General features: G+C 74.2%; 17 protein-coding genes. 8 read left to right on the top strand and 9 right to left on the bottom strand.

What is annotated here, in order from left to right; genetic code table 11:
• Positions 1 to 113: 113 nt before the first annotated feature.
• Complete coding sequence (locus IE242_RS06195) at positions 114 to 1,055, bottom strand: MurR/RpiR family transcriptional regulator (protein ID WP_189855977.1); 942 nt, start codon at positions 1,053 to 1,055, stop codon at positions 114 to 116.
• 55 nt (positions 1,056 to 1,110) lie between these two features.
• On the opposite strand from IE242_RS06195, the gene IE242_RS06190 reads away from it, so the two are divergent.
• Positions 1,111 to 1,494 (top strand): DUF8819 family protein, encoded by a 384-nt coding sequence (locus IE242_RS06190; RefSeq protein WP_189855975.1) that lies wholly within the window; start codon positions 1,111 to 1,113, stop codon positions 1,492 to 1,494.
• A gap of 64 nt (positions 1,495 to 1,558) precedes the next feature.
• The gene (locus tag IE242_RS06185) at positions 1,559 to 1,888 is read left to right on the top strand and encodes a DUF4031 domain-containing protein (RefSeq protein WP_189855973.1); all 330 of its coding nucleotides are present in this window, start codon (positions 1,559 to 1,561) and stop codon (positions 1,886 to 1,888) included.
• Here IE242_RS06185 and IE242_RS06180 read toward each other — a convergent pair.
• From IE242_RS06180 to IE242_RS06170, 3 genes are all read right to left on the bottom strand, one after another.
• The gene (locus tag IE242_RS06180; protein WP_229858241.1) at positions 1,840 to 2,949 is read right to left on the bottom strand and encodes a GNAT family N-acetyltransferase; all 1,110 of its coding nucleotides are present in this window, start codon (positions 2,947 to 2,949) and stop codon (positions 1,840 to 1,842) included. The genes IE242_RS06185 and IE242_RS06180 overlap by 49 nt on opposite strands.
• 20 nt (positions 2,950 to 2,969) lie before the next feature.
• Positions 2,970 to 4,199 (bottom strand): Cmx/CmrA family chloramphenicol efflux MFS transporter, encoded by a 1,230-nt coding sequence (locus IE242_RS06175; protein ID WP_189856471.1) that lies wholly within the window; start codon positions 4,197 to 4,199, stop codon positions 2,970 to 2,972.
• A 102-nt stretch (positions 4,200 to 4,301) separates the two neighbouring features.
• Entirely contained in the window at positions 4,302 to 4,952 is a 651-nt protein-coding gene (locus tag IE242_RS06170; RefSeq protein ID WP_189855970.1) for an HD domain-containing protein, read from the bottom strand.
• A 100-nt stretch (positions 4,953 to 5,052) separates the two neighbouring features.
• Between IE242_RS06170 and IE242_RS06165 the strand changes: the two genes are divergently transcribed.
• On the top strand, positions 5,053 to 5,733 hold the full coding sequence (locus IE242_RS06165; protein ID WP_189855968.1) for a maleylpyruvate isomerase family mycothiol-dependent enzyme: 681 nt from the start codon (positions 5,053 to 5,055) through the stop codon (positions 5,731 to 5,733).
• A 101-nt stretch (positions 5,734 to 5,834) separates the two neighbouring features.
• Positions 5,835 to 6,524 carry a copper homeostasis protein CutC gene (locus IE242_RS06160; RefSeq protein ID WP_189855966.1) on the top strand — a complete coding sequence of 230 codons (690 nt, stop codon included), beginning with the start codon at positions 5,835 to 5,837 and terminating at the stop codon, positions 6,522 to 6,524.
• Between the two features lie 18 nt (positions 6,525 to 6,542).
• On the opposite strand, the gene IE242_RS06155 is transcribed toward IE242_RS06160, so the two are convergent.
• Positions 6,543 to 8,525, bottom strand: coding sequence for a HelD family protein (locus IE242_RS06155; protein ID WP_229858347.1), 1,983 nt, complete (start codon positions 8,523 to 8,525; stop codon positions 6,543 to 6,545).
• Between the two features lie 338 nt (positions 8,526 to 8,863).
• Here IE242_RS06155 and IE242_RS39050 point away from each other — a divergent pair, with 338 nt between their 5' ends.
• Genes IE242_RS39050 through IE242_RS06145 form a run of 3 tightly spaced genes read left to right on the top strand, consistent with a single transcriptional unit; the run spans position 8,864 to position 10,146 of the window.
• Positions 8,864 to 9,208 (top strand): GAF domain-containing protein, encoded by a 345-nt coding sequence (locus tag IE242_RS39050; RefSeq protein ID WP_373299457.1) that lies wholly within the window; start codon positions 8,864 to 8,866, stop codon positions 9,206 to 9,208.
• A complete protein-coding gene (locus IE242_RS06150) occupies positions 9,193 to 9,387 on the top strand; it encodes an ANTAR domain-containing protein (protein ID WP_268249430.1) in 195 nt (64 codons plus the stop codon). The genes IE242_RS39050 and IE242_RS06150 overlap by 16 nt, the downstream gene beginning before the upstream one ends.
• Before the next feature lie 6 nt (positions 9,388 to 9,393).
• On the top strand, positions 9,394 to 10,146 hold the full coding sequence (locus IE242_RS06145; RefSeq protein ID WP_189855959.1) for a GAF domain-containing protein: 753 nt from the start codon (positions 9,394 to 9,396) through the stop codon (positions 10,144 to 10,146).
• 9 nt (positions 10,147 to 10,155) lie between these two features.
• On the opposite strand, the gene IE242_RS06140 is transcribed toward IE242_RS06145, so the two are convergent.
• The gene (locus IE242_RS06140) at positions 10,156 to 11,808 is read right to left on the bottom strand and encodes a DNA repair helicase XPB (protein WP_189855957.1); all 1,653 of its coding nucleotides are present in this window, start codon (positions 11,806 to 11,808) and stop codon (positions 10,156 to 10,158) included.
• A 224-nt stretch (positions 11,809 to 12,032) separates the two neighbouring features.
• Here IE242_RS06140 and istB point away from each other — a divergent pair, with 224 nt between their 5' ends.
• Complete coding sequence (istB, locus tag IE242_RS06135) at positions 12,033 to 13,370, top strand: IS21-like element helper ATPase IstB (RefSeq protein WP_189855955.1); 1,338 nt, start codon at positions 12,033 to 12,035, stop codon at positions 13,368 to 13,370.
• On the opposite strand, the gene IE242_RS06130 is transcribed toward istB, so the two are convergent.
• The 3 genes from IE242_RS06130 to IE242_RS06125 form a co-directional block, all read right to left on the bottom strand.
• The gene (locus IE242_RS06130) at positions 13,348 to 13,560 is read right to left on the bottom strand and encodes a hypothetical protein (RefSeq protein ID WP_189855953.1); all 213 of its coding nucleotides are present in this window, start codon (positions 13,558 to 13,560) and stop codon (positions 13,348 to 13,350) included. The genes istB and IE242_RS06130 overlap by 23 nt on opposite strands.
• A 126-nt stretch (positions 13,561 to 13,686) precedes the next feature.
• Positions 13,687 to 13,812 (bottom strand): hypothetical protein, encoded by a 126-nt coding sequence (locus tag IE242_RS38530; protein WP_268249425.1) that lies wholly within the window; start codon positions 13,810 to 13,812, stop codon positions 13,687 to 13,689.
• 180 nt (positions 13,813 to 13,992) lie between these two features.
• Complete coding sequence (locus IE242_RS06125; protein ID WP_189855951.1) at positions 13,993 to 16,572, bottom strand: helicase C-terminal domain-containing protein; 2,580 nt, start codon at positions 16,570 to 16,572, stop codon at positions 13,993 to 13,995.
• Positions 16,573 to 16,691: the final 119 nt, after the last annotated feature.

Here is a 16,691-nt window from a genome sequence, read left to right as displayed (position 1 = left end):
CGGGAGCGCACTCGAGGGGCGCGGGGCTGTGTCGATGTGCGGCTCCGCCGCGTGGGTGCGACCAGCGCCCACGACCTGCGCCCGCGACGCCCCTCACCCTGCTCGACGGACCGCTACCGCGAGGCTCCCCCGCTCCGGTGGCGGTGCGCGAGCGCCTCGTACGACGCCGACAGCGCCGGTGCCGCCGTCTCGTACGTCCGTTGCGCCACCCCGATGAACAGGCAGTCCACGACGAGCAGCTGACTCGTCCGGGACGACATCGCCGCCGGGCGCAGCTCGCTCTCGCGGGCCGTCGAGGTGGTGAGGATGTGGTCGGCGTACTGGGCGACCGGGCCGTTCGGGCGGCCGGTGATCGCGATCGTCGTCGCCCCGCGGTCGAACGCGACCCGCAGCGGCTCGATCACGTCCCCCGTGGATCCGGAGTGCGTGATGGCGATCGCGACGTCCTTGGCGCGCAGCTGCACGGCGTTGGTGACCGCGAGGTGGGGGTCGCTGTGCGCGTGGGCTATCAGCCCTATGCGCAGCAGCTTCTGGGTGAGGTCCTGCGCGACCAGACCGGAGGCCCCGACGCCGTACACGTCGACGCGCCGGGCCGCCGCCAGGGCGGAGACCGCCACGCCGAGCTGCACGGTGTCGAGTCCGGCCGCGGTGTCCGCGAGGGTCTGCTGCTCGTCGTACGCGAGCTTCGCCACCACGTCGGCGATGGGATCGTCGACCGCGATGTCGGCGGTGACGGCGGGCGCCCGGCCCGACTGCTGCTGGGCGGCGAGGCCCGCGAGCGCCAGGCGCAGGTCCCGGTAGCCGGGGTAGCCGAGGAGACGGGCGGTGCGGACGACCGTCGCCTCGCTGGTGCCGGTGAGCTCGGCGAGCCCGGTGACCGTGAGGGCCGCGCAGCCCGCCGGGTCCCCGGCGACGACCTCGGCGACCCGCTGCATGGACCTGGTCATCGAGGGGGCGAGCGTGCGCACCTTGGCCGCGAGGGCGGCGGGTGCCGGTGGAGCCCCTCCGACGCCACCGGTCCCGCCGGCGAAAATTTCCTTCACCTTGTCACTCACGTATGAAAGATATTTTCGTTTCGGTGGTGCGGTCAAGAGTGCGCACAATGGATACATGGACACCATCAGCCCCCTTGAGCAGGCGTTGCACGCGGCTCGCGCCCTGGTGATCGCCGACCTCGTGGCGGGCGAGGTGGCCGAGGCGGACGTGGTCTCGCTCGTCGAGGACTCGGTCGTCCGCCGCCGCTGGTGGGTCGAGCAGTGGCCGGAGGGCGTGGACTACGTGGCCGGGCTCGTCGCCCAGGACGTCCAGGACGCGCTGCTCGAACGGTACGGGCGGTGGCCCCTGTGCCCGGCCTGCGGCTCGGGCGACCCGCACGCCCTCGACGTCGAGCCGGAGCTGGGCGCCGACCCGCACTGGGTCTGCCACAAGGCGGGCGTGAAGGTCGCCGCGGTGGGGTCGCTGGCGTCGGCGACGGGCGGGACGACGACGTCGTGACGGCCCGGCAGTACGCGGACGGGCAGTATGCGGACGGGCAGTACGCGGACCGGCAGGTGCCCGCGTGACCGTCTACATCGACCCGCCCATCTGGCCCGGGCACGGCCGGATGTGGTCCCACCTCGTCAGCGACGTCTCGTACGACGAACTCCACGCGTTCGCCCGGCGGCTGGGCATCCCCGAGCGCGGCTTCGAACGCGACCACTACGACCTCCCCGCGCACCGCTACGCGGACGCCGTGCGCGCGGGCGCCGTGGAGGTGGGCTGCAAGGAACTGCTGCGCAGGCTCACCGGGGCGGGCCTGCGCCGGCCGAAACACCGCAGGGACGGAGCGGGCCGTACGGGTCAGCCCGCGCCCACGCCGCCCGGCAGCCGCAGCTCGTACGCGAACTGACCCCCGCCCTCCTCGTCCTCCCCGACCCGCGCGAACCCGGTCCGCTCCACCACCGCCTGGCTGGCCGTGTTGGACTCGTCGACGACCGCCCACAGGCTCCGCACGTCCCCCGTCTCGCGCGCCCGCCGCGCCGCCCAGTCCGCCAGCGTGCGCACCGCCTCGGTCGCGTAGCCGTGGCCGCGGGCCGCCTCGACGAGGTCGTACCCGATCTCCACGCGCCCCTCCTCGTCGGGCGCGGAGTGGAAGCCCAGGGCGCCGAGCGCGCGCCCGTCCTCGGTGCGGACCAGCACGAACATGCCCCACTCCGGGCGCAGCACCCCGGCCTGGTACGCCGTGAAGACCAGGCCCGCGCCCACGCGGGTGCCCTCGATCGGCCCGCCCTCGATCCACTCGAACCCGCCCGTGCCCCCGGAGGCCAGGTCGGCCGCGGCCGCGGGCGTGACGCCGTGCAGCGTGAGCCGCTCCCCCGGGACGACCAGGGGGATGCTCCAGCGCCACTCGGTGACCGGGGCGCGGCCGGGCAGATCACCGCGGCCGGTGGCCCACAGCAGGGTCGGCCAGGGCTCGTTGCCGGGCTGGACGTGCGGGAAGATGCGGGCGAGGACGTCCACGCACAGCTCGTCCGGCGGCTCGTACGGCAGCCCGAGGCCCTCGGCGATGTCGTACGTGTGCAGGAGCACCTCCGTGACGCCCATCGCGGCGAAGGTCTCACGGTCGGCGGAGCGGGAGGGATACGGGTGGAACGCGCGGACGTCGGCCGGCGTCGTCGACACGACCGCCGCCAGCAGCGCGCCGGTCGTCCGGACGACGTCCAGGACGCCCGCGGTGTCGGCGTCGTCGTCCATGGCCAGCTCGAAGGGGAGGTACGCCTCGGTCGCGCGCCCCGCCAGCTGGCCCGCGTACGCGAGGAGGCAGCCGGCGATGTGCTCCGCCGTCTCCCGGCAACTCCACGTGAGGCCGCCCGCCTTGGTCCCCGCCCAGTCGCGGTCGGCGGCCGTCCGCAGCACCGCCACCGCGTGGCCGACGGCTTCCTGTATCCGATCCCCGCCCATTGGTCGCATGGCGGCGAGGATAGGGGGACTCAGGCGTCCGTACGCACTGTTTTTCCGGGAACGCCTGACCCGGCGCCCGGACCGGACACCACGCGGGAGGCGGCAGGCGTCCGGCGGTGCAGCCGCAGCGAGACGCCCGCGACCGCGATGGCCGTGGCCGTGAGCGCCGCGCCCGCCCAGGCCGTCGACGCGTAGCCGAACCCCGCGTCGATGACCGTGCCGCCCAGCCAGGGACCGCCGGTGTTGCCGAGGTTGAAGGCCGCGGTGGTGGTGGCCCCGGCGAGGGTGGGGGCGGCGGCCGCCACGTTGAACAGCCGGGCGTTCAGGGCCGGGGCGGTGGCGAAGCAGGTGACGCCGAGGAGGAAGGAGAGGACGACCGCGACGGCGGCGTACCGGCCGAGCAGCGCGAGCGCCACCAGGACGACGGTCGAGCCCGCGAGCCCGCCGAGCAGCACCCCGAACAGGTGCGCGTCGGCGAACCGGCCGCCGATCGCCGTCCCCGCCAGCGCGCCGATCCCGAACAGCGCGAGGACGGTGGGCACCCAGCCGTCGTCGAGGCCGGCGACCTCCGTGAGCAGCGGGGCGAAGTAGCTGAACGCGCAGAAGACGCCGCCCGCCGCGAACGCGACGACGACGATGGAGAGCCACACCTGACGGTCCCGGTAGATGCGCACCTCGTCGGCGAGCCGGGGGCGTTCGCCGGGCGCGGGCCGGGGCAGGGCCGGGATGCGCGTGACGACTCCGGCGAGCGCGACCGCCGAGGCGGCCGCCACGGCCCAGAACGCCGAGCGCCAGCCCAGGTGTTCACCGAGGAAGGCGCCCGCCGGGACGCCCAGGACGTTGGCGAGGGACAGCCCGCCGATCATGAGGGCGAGCGCGCGGGCCCGCGCGGTCACGGGCACCATGGCCACGGCCACCGCCGCGCCCACCGCCCAGAACCCCGCGCAGGCCAGGGCGCTGAGGACACGGGAGGCGAAGAGGAGCGGGTAGTTCGGGGCCAGGGCGCCCATCACCTGCCCCAGCCCGAAGACGGCGAGCAGGGTGATCAGAGTCGTACGGCGGGGCAGCCGCAGCGTGGCCACGGCCAGCAGCGGCGCCCCCACCACCATGCCGATCGCGAACGCCGAGATCAGCAGTCCGGCCTGCGGGATCGTGACGTCCATGTCCTCGGCGATCGGCGGGAGCAGACCCGAGAGCATGAACTCGCTCGTGCCGAGGGCGAAGACGGAGAGGCCGAGGATGTGGACGGCCAGGGGCATGCGGTCGCGGGTGGTGCCGTTGCGGATGGGCATGTACACGGTTAACTGAGGGAGCCGGGTGCTCATTCCCCGAGCCGGGTGCTCATGCCCCGAGCCTGGCGGTCATGCCCCGAGCCTGGCGAGCTCCGCGCCCAGGTTGCGGCGCGCCGCCGCCTCCCACGTCCGCTCCCCGTACGGCGTCCGGAACAGACGGGGCAGGGCGAGGAGTTGGCGCAGCACGTCCGCGCGCCCCGCGCGGAAGGCGTCGTCCGGCACGAAGCCGTACTCCTCGCGCACGGCCCGCGCGTAACGGTCGTACGGCTCCGGGTCCGCCGCCAGGATCGCGAGGTCGGCGTCGCAGAGGACGGCGCCGTTCCGGTCGCCCGGGGCCGGATCGTGCGTGACGGTGAGCCGGACCAGACGGGCGACCTCGTCGGTCGTGGCCCGCCCCACCCCGGCCTCGGGCAGCGCGCGGACGACGAGACGGGCGGAGCGCTCCTCGTTCTCGGACCGCTCCGGCAGGTACACCGCGTCGTGGAACCAGGCCGCCAGCCGGACGGCGTCCGCGTCGTCCGCGTACTCCGCGAGGATGTCGATGCGGTCCAGGACCGTCGTCAGATGCTCCACGGTGTGGTACCGGCGTTGTGGCTCCGACCAGCGCTTCAGCAGATCGTCGGCGTAGGGGAGCGGGTCGGGCCGCTCGGCGCCGCCGCGGGCCGCGAGCAGGGCGCGGCACCAGCGGGTGCGCAGGGATTCCGGGTCCGGTGCGGGCATGGGGCCATTGTGGAGGACGGACCGTGACGGGCCGTGGTGGCTCCCGGCACGCGGTGCCGGACGCTGTCCCCCGCGGCGGCCCCGCGCATAGCGTGACCCCATGACTACTCCCGCAGATCTGCACGACATGGCACCACGGGACCCCGAGCTCCCGGGCCGGCTGCTCCGCACGGAGCGGGACGCCCTGGTCCCGCTGCTGCGCGCCCGGCCCGAGGAGGACTTCGCGCTGCCGACCGCCCTTCCCGGGTGGACCGTGCGGCATGTGCTGGCGCACTGCGGGGCCGCACTGACACGGGCGGTGGAGAACCGTTTCGAGGAGGGCGTGTTCAGCCCCGAGTCCAACGACCGGGACATCACCGAACGCGCCGGCTGGCCGCTGACCCGGATCATCGACGAGGTGGAGCGGGGCATGACGGAGGCGGGCCCCGTCATCGCGAAGGCCGGGGGCGCCCTCGACGCCCTGGCTCTTGGCGAGTGGATCCACGCGGGCGATGTCCGCGACGCGTTCGGCGCCCCGGGCGCGTACGCCGGTGACGGCCTCCCGGACGCGCTCGCCCTCCTCGTCCACCGCGCCCGCGAGAAGTCCTCCGTCTGCCTCCAGGCCGACCTCGACGACCGGGACGAGCCGCTGCTCCTCGGCCCGCCCGCCGGTGACGCCCCGCCCGCCCGCTACCTCGGCGACGCCGCCACCCTCGTCCGTCTGTACGCCGGCCGGCCCGTGACCGGCGCGCACTACGAACTGGCCGGGGCGGAGGAACGGGAGCTGAACGTCTTCGGGTGAGACCGGTTCCCGGACGGGCGAGGGCGTACCCTTTCGCTTGGACGATTGGACTAGACCTGTAGCCGCTCCACGGAACCAGGGAACCGACCGGAAGGGGTCCTATGCGTACGCGTGCAGTCCTGGAGGTGATCGCCCTCGACGCCGAGGACGCGGTCGCGGCGCGGGCCGGAGGCGCCGACCGGCTGGAGGTGGTCGCCGACATGGCCGCGGACGGGCTGACCCCGCCGGCGGCCGTGGTCGCCGCGATCCGGGACGCCGTGGACCTCCCGGCCCGGGTGATGCTGCGGCCGGGCGACGGCTTCGCGGCCGGGGACGTGAACGCGCTCGTACGGCAGGCGCGGGAGCTGCGCGCCGCCGGGGCCGAGGAGTTCGTGTTCGGGTTCCTCGGTGAGGACGGCGGACCCGATCTGGCGGCCGTCGAGCGGCTGGCCGAGGAGCTGGACGGCTGCCCGTGGACCTTCCACCGGGCCATCGACCGCGCCGCCGACCGCGACTCCCTGCGCAAGCAGCTCGCCGATCTGCCCGGCCTCGACACCTACCTCACCGCGGGCTCGGCCCGGGGCGTCGACGACGGACAGGACGTCCTCCTCGCCGAGGCCGCCCGCAGCGGCGAGCCGGGCTACACCCAGCTGCTCCTGGTCGGCGGCGGGCTGCGGCTCGACCACGTGCCCCGGCTGCGGGCCGCGGGCATGGACGCCTTCCACGTGGGGGGCGCGGTGCGGCCGGGCGGGTGGAGCGGGCCGGTCTCGGCGGACGCGGTACGTCAGTGGCGCACCGCGCTCGACGCGTAGGCGACCGGTTCCCGCCGCTCAGCCCAGCTGCGGCGGCAGCGCTGCCGCGTGGGTCACGATCAGGCCCGACACCGCACGGGTCAGCGCCACGTACAGGCGGCGCAGTCCGGTGCGCTCGTCGGGCTCGCCGCCGACCACGGCCCCCGGCTCGTCGAGGACCACGTAGTCGTACTCCAGGCCCTTGGCCAGCGAGGCCGGTACGAGGGTGAGGCGGGTCTCGCGCGTCGTCTCCTCGCCGGGCCCGAGGTGACCGATGCCGGCCGCGTCGAGGGCCTCGGCCAGGACCGGGATCCGGGCGTCCGCCGCGATCAGGCCGACCGATCCCTCCCGCTTCAGCAACTCCTCGCAGGCGCCGACCACCTGGGCGTCCTCGGTGACCGGGCGGAGATCGAAGAAGCCGGGGTTCTCCCGGACCGACGACACCGGGGTCAGGCCGGGCGCGATGTGCGGCAGCAGCCGTGAGGCGTAGGTGATGACGTCCGTCGGGACACGGAAGCCGGCCGTCAGCTCCTCGATCACCGCGTCGTCCTTGCCCAGGTGCGCCAGCGCCTCCTCCCAGCTCCGCGTCGCCCACGGGGTGGTGCCCTGCGCGAGGTCGCCGAGGACGGTCGCGGAGCCGGTGGTGCAGCGGCGGCCGACCGCCCGGTACTGCATGGGGGAGAGGTCCTGCGCCTCGTCGAGCACCACATGGCCCAGCGACGGCGTGCGCTGCACCAGATCGGTCGCCTCGTCGATCAGCACCACGTCCGCGGCGGACCACTTGGCCGACCGTACGCTCCGCACCGACCTGGCCCACAGGATCGTCTTCTGCTCGTCCTCGCTCAGCACCCCGTCCGCGTGCTCGGCGAGGAAGTCCGCGTCGGTGAGGAGACGGAGCACCAGCTTCGCCGGGTCGACCGGCGGCCAGATCTCCTTCACCGCCGCTTTCACCGCGGTGTTACGGGCCACCGCGTCCTGCACCCGGTCGTCCGGCGCCTCGCCCGCGCGCTCCATCTGCACCAGCACCGCGTGCGCGATCCGCTGCGGCAGCGCCTCACGGGCCGCCCCGTACCGGATGCCGCGGCCCTGCAACTCCCGGACGATCTCCTCCAGTTCGTACGCCGGTACGCGCCACCGGCGGGACCCGCGGACCACGACGACCGGCTCGGTGGGCAGGGTCACGTGCGCGTGGACGGCCCGCCGCAGCACCTCGGCCATCCGCGCGTCGCCCTTCACGACGGCCGCGGCGGCCTCGTCGGTGCCCCGCACCTCGACCCGGGCGACCTGGGCGACGAGGTCGTCGACGGTCGCCTGCTTCACCTCCAGCTCGCCGAGCGCGGGCAGCACCTGCTCGATGTAGTGCAGGAAGGAACGGTTCGGCCCGATGACCAGGGTGCCGGTGCGGGCGAGCCGCTCACGGTAGGCGTACAGCAGGAACGCGACACGGTGCAGACCCACCGCCGTCTTCCCGGTACCGGGACCGCCCTGCACACACACCGTGCCGGACAGCCCGGACCGTACGATCTCGTCCTGCTCGGGCTGGATGGTCGCCACGATGTCACGCATCGGGCCCACGCGCGGGCGCTCGATCTCCTGCTGGAGGAGCTTGCTGGTGGTGTCGGCCTCGGTGGGGTCGGTGAGGTGCTCGTCCTCGTACGCCGTGAGCTCGCCGCCCGTGTAGCCGAAGCGGCGGCGCAGCGCGACGTCCATCGGGTCGCGGCGGGAGGCTCGGTAGAACGGCTGCGACACCGGAGCGCGCCAGTCGATGACCATGGGGTCGCCGCCGGCGTCGTGCACGTGACGGCGGCCGATGTAGAACCGGTGCGCCTCCTCCGCCTCGTCCGTCGCGCCGGCGTCCCGGCCCGGAGCGTGCAGGTAGTCGAGACGGCCGAAGAAGAGAGGGGTGCCGCTCAGGTCGGCCAGGGCCTTGATCCGCTGGTCGATGTCGTGCCGCAGCGCCTCGGCGCTCACCCAGTTCGCGCTGACGTTGCTGGTGTCGAGCGACTCGGCCTCCTCGCGCATGGCGCGCAGCGCGGACCGGGAGGCGGCGAGATGGGCGCGCTCACGCAGGAGTGGGTTGTCCGGGGCTGCGTCGGGGCCGGGGGCGCCGGAGTTGTCGGCGGCGCCGGCGGTGTCGGGGCGGGTCGGATCGGCAGAGCGGGTGGACACGGGTTCGGCCTCCGGGGCGTGACGGTGCGCCGTCCGGGACCCGGGGCGGGGACCGGCCGGCTGCCGTTCGTGGGAGCGCGGGTGCGCAGTACACGGTGCCGGCCGGTTTCCGTCCGGGCGGCGGCACTCCGGGAGGGAGGCGGGCAAGAGCGGAGATTCTAAGTGAGGGAAGGGCGCCGGGGCGAACGAAAATGAGTAGCGTTGGAACTGCCGGTGCGGTCCGGCGGGAAGACCGGACGGGCCGGCGGAGAGGAGGCGGCCGTGTCCGACCCCAGCACATCGCTGCCGGCCGGCGAGCCCGGCGTCGCCCCGTCCGGGCGCTGAGCCTCGGTATCACCGGCGTCGCCGCCGTGCCGCTGCACGCCGGCGGGTACACGTTCGGCGCCGTCGACCTGATGAGTGCCACCCGTCCCACGCTGACCGAGCGGGACCTGTGCCTGGCGCAGATCCTGGCCGACGCCGCCGGGGCCTGGCTACATAGCGCAAGGTACCGCGCACCAATGACGAGGTCCTCGGGGAACTGGAGGCGGCCTTGAACACGCGCCTCGTGATCGAACAGGCCAAGGGCGTGCTGGCGGCCCGCACGGGAATCGGCATGGAGGAGCCCTTGGTCCGGGTGCGCTCCCACGCCCACGCCCGTCAGCGGGAACTCGGCGAACTCGCCACCCGTGCGGCACGGAGAGACCTGCCACGCCAACCCGACCCGATGCCCTGACCTGCCATGTCGGCCGGTGACCGGGGCCCTGCTCCGGACGGTGCCCCACCGCCCCCCGACGGCCTGGCGGAATGCCTGGCCGGTGTGAGCCATGCCGCCCGGAAGGGAGACGGACTGCGCGCGGTGCCGGCCGGCACCGCGCGTCGGATCGGCCTGGACGCCCTCACCGTGAGTGCCGTCGTCTGCGGCGGCCTGCCGGAACTGGTGTGGTCCGACCCGCCCGAGGGCCTGGGCCCCGAGCTGGAGGAGCTGCAGTTCGCCCTCGGTGACGGCCCCACCTCGCAGGTCGCCCGCCAGGGCCGCCCCCTGACCGAGCCGGACCTGGCCGCTGCCGAGTTCGCCCGCTGGCCCGGCTTCCTGTCGGCCGTCGCGCACACCCCCGCCCGCGCCGTCATCGCCGTTCCCCTCCAGCTCGGCGCCGCCACGGTCGGGGTGCTGGCCGGCTACCGCACCAGTCCCGGTGCCCCGACGGCCGCTCTGCGGCGCGACTTCCACCGCCTGGGCCGGCTGCTGCTGACCCTGCTGATGAACAGCGTGAACACCGCGCCGGCCGGCGAGAACGGAACAGAGGCCGACCTGGTCCTGTACCGGGCCGAGACCCATCAGGCCGTCGGCTTCCTCTCCTCCGCGCTCGGCATCCCCCTGGACGAGGCACTCCTGCGCCTGCGGGCCCGCGCCGCCGCCGACGACCGGCCCCTGACCGACCTCGCCCTCGCCCTGCTCGAACGCCGTCTGAGCGCCGAGACCTTCGACGTGTGACGCCGGGCCTCAGCCCTGAGTGCCCTCGCTCAGCAGCTCGTCCGCGTCCATGATCCGGTACGCGTAGCCCTGCTCGGCCAGGAACCGCTGGCGGTGGGCCGCGAAGTCCTGGTCGACGGTGTCGCGGGCGACCACCGAGTAGAAGTGCGCCTGGTGGCCGTCGGCCTTGGGCCGCAGCACCCGCCCGAGCCGCTGGGCCTCCTCCTGCCGCGAGCCGAACGTGCCGGACACCTGGATGGCGACCGTCGCCTCCGGCAGGTCGATCGAGAAGTTCGCGACCTTCGACACCACCAGCACGTTGATCTCGCCCTCGCGGAACGCGTCGAAGAGCTTCTCCCGCTGGGCGTTCGAGGTCTCGCCCTTGATCACCGGCGCGCCGAGGTGCTCGCCCAGCTCGTCGAGCTGGTCGATGTACTGCCCGATGACGAGGATCTGCTGTCCGGCGAAGCGGCGGACGATCGCCTCCGTCACCTTCCGCTTCGTCGCCGTCGTCGAGCAGAAGCGGTACTTCTCCTCCGTCTCGGCCGTCGCGTACGCGAGCCGCTCGCTGTCGGTCAGGTTGACCCGGACCTCCACGCAGTCGGCGGGCGCGATGTAGCCCTGTGCCTCGATCTCCTTCCAGGGCGCGTCGAACCGTTTCGGCCCGATCAGCGAGAAGACGTCGGACTCGCGCCCGTCCTCGCGGACCAGCGTCGCGGTGAGCCCGAGCCGCCGCCGCGCCTGGAGATCGGCGGTGAACTTGAAGACCGGCGCGGGCAGCAGGTGCACCTCGTCGTAGACGATGAGCCCCCAGTCACGGGAGTCGAACAGCTCCAGGTGCGGATAGACGCCCTTCCGCTTCGTGGTCAGCACCTGGTACGTGGCGATGGTGACCGGGCGGATCTCCTTCTTCGTCCCGCTGTACTCGCCGATCTCGTCCTCGGTCAGCGAGGTCCGCTTCACCAGCTCGTGCTTCCACTGCCGGGCGGAGACGGTGTTCGTGACGAGGATCAGCGTGGTCGCCTTGGCCTGTGCCATCGACCCGGCGCCGACCAGCGTCTTGCCCGCGCCGCAGGGCAGGACCACGACCCCGGACCCGCCGTGCCAGAAGTTCTCCACCGCCTGCTTCTGGTACGGGCGCAGCGCCCAGCCGTCCTCGGCGAGCTCGATGGGGTGCGCCTCGCCGTCCACGTACCCGGCGAGGTCCTCGGCCGGCCAGCCCAGCTTCAGCAGCACCTGCTTGATCTGCCCGCGCTCGGAGGGGTGCACGGCCACGGTGTCCGGGTCGATCCGGGCGCCGACCAGTGGCGTGATGCGCTTGGAGCGCAGGATCTCCTCCAGCACCGGCCGGTCGGTGGTGGTCAGGACCAGCCCGTGCGCCGGGTGCTTGCTCAGGGTGAGCCGACCGTAGCGGTCCATCGTCTCCGCGATGTCGACGAGCAGCGCGTGCGGCACCGGGTACCGGCTGTACTGCACCAGCGCGTCCACGACCTGCTCGGCGTCGTGCCCGGCGGCGCGGGCGTTCCACAGGCCGAGCGGGGTCACCCGGTAGGTGTGGATGTGCTCCGGTGCCCGCTCCAGCTCCGCGAACGGGGCGATCGCCCGGCGGCAGTCGTCGGCCTGCTCGTGGTCGACCTCCAGCAGGAGGGTCTTGTCGCTCTGGACGATGAGGGGACCATTCACGCGCGGCTGCCTTTCGGGATGGCTCTGTGGCTCGGCACGGCCAAACGTCCAGTGTGCCTGATCGCCGGGGCGGAGCGGAGTGCGTCGCGGCGACTTCCGTGTCCTGTGCGATTGGATGTCTAACCACCCCAATGGGTGGTCGGAATTCTGATTTGCGGCGCTTCTTCCGAAGAATGGCGGACTGCGCGGGTCACCGTCCGTGCCACCGTCCTCGGAGTGAGCCCATGCCCGGTCCCAGCCAGTCCCTGACGTCCGCCGTGTCCCCGACGACCGCGACGCTCGGGTACGCCCTGTTCGCCACCCGCTGGCTGCAGGCGCCGCTCTACTTCGGCCTGGTGGCCGCCCAGGGCGTGTACGTCTACAAGTTCTTCAACGAGCTGTGGGCGTTAATCCACCGGTGTGTGACCGGTGCGGCGACCGAGAACTACGTCATGCTCGCCGTGCTCAAGCTGGTCGACGTCGTCATGATCGCCAATCTGCTGATCATGGTCATCGTCGGCGGCTACGAGACCTTCGTCTCGCGGATCGGCCTTCAGGGCCATCGTGACCAGCCGGAATGGCTCTCGCACGTCAACTCCAACGTGCTGAAGGTGAAGCTCGCCACCGCCATCGTCGGCATCTCCTCGGTCCATCTGCTCCAGATGTTCGTGGATGTGCACCACACCTCACGGCACTCGCTGCTGTGGGGCACGGTGATCCACATGGCGTTCATCGTCTCGGCGGCGATCCTCGCGTACATGTCCGGGCCGATGATGCGCGCGAGCCACTCGCCCAAGGAACCCAGGGAACCCACGGAGCACGGGGACGGGGGCGGGCCCGGCGGGCACCCGGTGGGAGCGGCGGCCGGGCACCCGTCCGTGCCGGCGCCCGTGCCCGCCGGGACCTCCGCCGGGATGTCCGCCCTCACCGCGGGCACCCCTCTGGCGGCCACGGTGGCGGTCCCCGCACAGCCGGGATTCCCGTCCTCCCCGCACGAGGCCGGTGCCGACAACCGGATCCGTGCCGCCCGGTTCCCCGTCCGCAAGCTGCTGGAGGAGTTCGACGAGGGCCACCCGCGGTCCTTCGACCGGGAGGCCGTGACCCGGCTCGGCAAGCTCGACTTCGTCGCCGCCCGGCGGAACGTGGTCTTCGTCGGCGCCCCCGGCACGGGCAAGACCCATCTCGCCATCGGTCTCGGCGTACGGGCCTGCCAGGCCGGCCACCAGGTGCTGTTCGCGACCGCCGCCGACTGGGCGGCCCGGCTGTCCGGCGCCCGGGCCGCGGGGCGGCTGGCCGAGGAACTGGCCGCGCTGGACGCCTACCCGGTGCTGGTCGTCGACGAGGTCGGCTACGTCCCGTTCGACGCGGACACCGCCCACCTGTTCTTCCGGCTGATCGCCCACCGGTACGAGCGGGCCTCGCTGATCGTGACCAGCGACCGCCCGCTCGGCCGCTGGGACGAGATCTTCGGCGGCGGCCCGGCACCGGCGATGGTCGACCGCCTCGCCCACCACGCGGAGATCGTCCGGCTGGAGGGCGACAGCTACCGACTGCGGAGCGCTACTTCACCGTGGGCAGGTTGACGTTGTTGACCAGGGGGCCTTCCACCGTGACCCCCTCGCCGACCAGGGACTCGGCGGCGATTCCCGCGACGGGCAGCGGCAGCGGGTTCTGAGCCGCCGCCGGGGAGCCGGGGGCACCGAGGACCACGGCGACCGCGGCGAGCAGCGTGGTCCTGGTCAGCGCGGTGGTGACACGACGGGTGGTGTGCATGGGGTTCCCTCCCTGGAGATGGGTGCCGGATCCGTGGCCGGGCGGTGGGTTCGGGCCGGCCTCCGGGGCGTCGGACCGGCCCGGAGCGAAGGCGGGCCCGGTGGAGCGCCGGGCCCGCCGGGCGGCTCAGGGGATGGGGATCTGGAGACCCTGAGCGTTATCGATGCCGATGGCCACGGCCTGGGCCGCGAACGCGCCCACCATCACGGCGGCCGTGGTCAGCACCGCGGCGATACGACGGGTGATGCGCATGGAACTTCCTCTCTGCTGCGCTCACGTGAGCATGAACAGGACACCGGGTGGCTGCCCGGTGACCCGCGGCCCGACGCGGCACACCCGCGAAGGTCGCTCGAGCGGGGGAAGTTCCCGGCGTGGCGTGCATGAAGTGCCACGTACACCCGAATGGGTGAGGTCACGGCTTGGGACGCCAGGTCAGATCACGTCGTCGGCGAGCTCCGCGACCCCCGTGATGCGGTGCAGCGGAAAGGTGCGGACCTCGTCCGCGGTGTGGTCGTACGCCGTGACGAAGCCGCCCTCGACGCGGACGGGCGCGATGACCCGCTGACTGGCGCCGCCCTCGGCGTTGACATAGCCGATCCATACGGCCTCACCGGTGAGGACGGCGGCCTGCATGGTGGCGAGGGTCTCGGCGGAACCGGTCCGCGGCAGGGCGCCCTCGGGCGCGGGGACACCCTCCCTGTGGGGTGCCGTGGAGGCGAGGTCGCCCGCGCGGATGGCGCGCAGGGCCGCGCCGAGCAGGGTGGCGTCCGGCACCGGGGGACCCTCGGGGACGGGTTCCGGGGCGGTGCGCGGCGGGGTGCGGTGGGCGTGGGCGCGGGTGATCAGCACATCGCCCTCGGCGGACTCCGCGGCCGGGGCGTACCCCATGGCACGCAGGCCCTCCAGCAGCGTCGCCGGGTCGGCCTGGGCGGCCAGCACGGTCGGCGCGAGGCGGCGCAGCCCGAGCTGCGCGGACCGCTTGTCGGCGAGGATCTCGGTCAGCATGGCGTCGTCGTCGCAGCGCACATACGCGGAGGCGGCGCCGATGCGCAGATGGCCGTGTCTGCGGGCCACGTCGTCGATCAGGTACGCGAGCGGCTGCGGGACCGGGGTGCGGGAGTGGGCCGCGAGGAAGGCGTGCAGGTCGGAGGCGGTGCGTCCGGCGTCCAGGGCGCGGCGCACGGAGCCCGGGGTGAAGCGGTAGACGGTCGCGCCGCCCTTCGACTCCACGTCCGCCAGCACATCGAGGGTGTCGGCCAGCGAGCGCCGCAGCGGACCGGGCGCCACGGCGGTCAGGTCCGCCTGGAGGAGGACGTGGTCGAGGGGTTCGGGCAGCAGCGGGGCGAGCAGGAGGGCGGCGCGCGCACCGGCCGCGGAGCGTTCGGCGGAGGTGGGGACGGGAGCGGGGGCGGCGGGGGCGGCCGGCGGCTCCTCGTGGTGCCGGTGGTGGGCGGGGAGCTTGTCGCCGGGCTCCTCGGGGAGAGCGTCCCGTGCGGTGGTGCCCTCGGGCAGCCCCAGCAGGGCCCGGCCGTGGGAGGACAGCGCCCCGCGGCCCGTCACGCCCAGCGCCTCCGCCTCCGCCAGGGTCCAGCGGGCGAGCCGGGTGCGCAGGTCGTCGTCCTGCTGCGACGGCCGCGGCCCGCGCAGGGGGCGCTCCCAGTGCAGTCGGGCGAGGACCGTCTCGGGTACGGGCGCCGCGCCCTCCGGGAGCCCGGCGAGCAGGGTGAGCACCCGGTGCCGTACCTCGGGCGCGGCCGAGCGGTCCAGGCCGGGGCCCAGTGCCGACATCGTACGGTCCTTCGCGTCCCGGCCGCCGACCACGCCCGGGGTGCGGGTCGCCGCCAGCCACGCCGTGGCGAGCCGGGCCCAGCGCTCGGCGGGGGGCAGCTCCAGCCACTCGTCGTACGCCGGGGTGGCCGCGTACCGCTCGTCGGCCTCGCCGTCGGACGCCAGCAGGCCCGCCGCGTAGGCGAGTTCGACCCAGAACACGGCCATCGGCTCGGGCACGTCGAGGGCGGCGGCGGTCCGCTTGAGGTCGCGGACGCTCAGGCCGCCGGCCCGCAGGACGGCCGGGCCGCCCTCGTCCCAGTCCTTCAGCAGCTCCTCGACCGTCGCGAGCGCGGTGTACGCCTGTCCGGCCGCCGCCGCGTCCACAGCCTGTGGACGGTGGGTCGCGGCCGTCCCGACGGCCGGGGCCAGCGGCTCCGGCTCCCGGTGGGCGCGGCCGCCGCGCAGGTGGAGGGCGGCCTCCCGGGGCAGGACGACGGTGCCGGGCGCCGTCGGCAGCAGCAGACCGCGGTCCAGCAGCCAGCGCAGATGGGCCGCCGGGGCGGCGGTGACCTGGCCGTACGGTGGGCCCCACACCAGCCGGTCCAGCACGGCCGTGGACTCCGCCGGCGCGCCGTCGAGCAGCGCCGCCATCCGGGCCCGGTCGGTGAACAGGGCGGTCAGGGACGCCACCGCCGACACCGAGTCGTGCGTGCCGGACAGTCCGGCCGTGGTGACGATCTCCTGCACCCGGCCGTGGGACATCCCCGCCATGGCCTCCGCGACGGTCGGCCCGAGCCCGGTCGGGGACGGGTGCTGCGGGGAGGGGGCGAGCAGTTCGCGGGCCGTGCGGACGAGCCGGAGCCGGTCGTCGGGGCCCCACACGAGGGCCTGTTCACGGAGTGTGCCGAGGGCGCGGGGGAGTGCGGCGGCGACCGTGGGGTCGGTCTCGTCCCCCGCCATCAGGGCCAGCAGTTCGCCGTACGGCGCGGGGTCGCCCGCCACGGCCAGCGCCTGCGCGGTCTGCAGTGCGAAGCGGTCCAGGCGCTCCAGCGCCCGGACGACCGAGGCGCGGGTGCCGGCGCGGGTGGCGAGCTGGGTGAGGTCGGTGGGGACGGGGGTGATGAGGTCGGGCCGGGCCCGGAGGAGCGCCGCCAGGGAATGGTCGTCCCGTGCGCGCAGCGCTTCCGCCAGCGAGCGGGGGGCGCTTGGGGGAGTGCGTTCCTGTTGCTCCTCGGTGCTCATCCGCTCCACGGTAGCGGGTGGCGTGGGCACCCACCTCCGCCAAGGGCCACCCGGTGCAGCCGCGCGCGCCCCGTCGCGTACGCCTGAGCGCCCGGTTCACGGGCGCGCGGTAACGTCTG

This window comes from Streptomyces poonensis, assembly GCF_014650915.1.
Classification (GTDB): Bacteria; Actinomycetota; Actinomycetes; order Streptomycetales; family Streptomycetaceae; genus Streptomyces; species Streptomyces poonensis.
The sequence above is the reverse complement of the archived record's forward strand: the minus strand, read 5'-3'. Positions and strand labels throughout refer to the sequence as shown.

Excerpts from the sequence above, each read along its gene's own strand:
- IE242_RS06155 (WP_229858347.1), bottom strand. The coding sequence starts at position 8,525 with ATGCGCGAGGAGGCCGAGTCGCTCGACACCAGCAACGTCAGCGCGAAC.
- IE242_RS38530 (WP_268249425.1), bottom strand. The coding sequence starts at position 13,812 with ATGCGCATCACCCGTCGTATCGCCGCGGTGCTGACCACGGCCGCCGTG.
- IE242_RS06125 (WP_189855951.1), bottom strand. The coding sequence starts at position 16,572 with ATGAGCACCGAGGAGCAACAGGAACGCACTCCCCCAAGCGCCCCCCGC.
- istB (WP_189855955.1), top strand. The coding sequence starts at position 12,033 with ATGCCCGGTCCCAGCCAGTCCCTGACGTCCGCCGTGTCCCCGACGACC.
- IE242_RS06190 (WP_189855975.1), top strand. The coding sequence starts at position 1,111 with ATGGACACCATCAGCCCCCTTGAGCAGGCGTTGCACGCGGCTCGCGCC.
- IE242_RS06145 (WP_189855959.1), top strand. The coding sequence starts at position 9,394 with ATGTCGGCCGGTGACCGGGGCCCTGCTCCGGACGGTGCCCCACCGCCC.
- IE242_RS06165 (WP_189855968.1), top strand. The coding sequence starts at position 5,053 with ATGACTACTCCCGCAGATCTGCACGACATGGCACCACGGGACCCCGAG.
- IE242_RS06175 (WP_189856471.1), bottom strand. The coding sequence starts at position 4,199 with ATGCCCCTGGCCGTCCACATCCTCGGCCTCTCCGTCTTCGCCCTCGGC.
- IE242_RS06130 (WP_189855953.1), bottom strand. The coding sequence starts at position 13,560 with ATGCACACCACCCGTCGTGTCACCACCGCGCTGACCAGGACCACGCTG.
- IE242_RS06170 (WP_189855970.1), bottom strand. The coding sequence starts at position 4,952 with ATGCCCGCACCGGACCCGGAATCCCTGCGCACCCGCTGGTGCCGCGCC.
- IE242_RS06180 (WP_229858241.1), bottom strand. The coding sequence starts at position 2,949 with ATGCGACCAATGGGCGGGGATCGGATACAGGAAGCCGTCGGCCACGCG.
- IE242_RS06160 (WP_189855966.1), top strand. The coding sequence starts at position 5,835 with ATGCGTACGCGTGCAGTCCTGGAGGTGATCGCCCTCGACGCCGAGGAC.
- IE242_RS39050 (WP_373299457.1), top strand. The coding sequence starts at position 8,864 with ATGAGTAGCGTTGGAACTGCCGGTGCGGTCCGGCGGGAAGACCGGACG.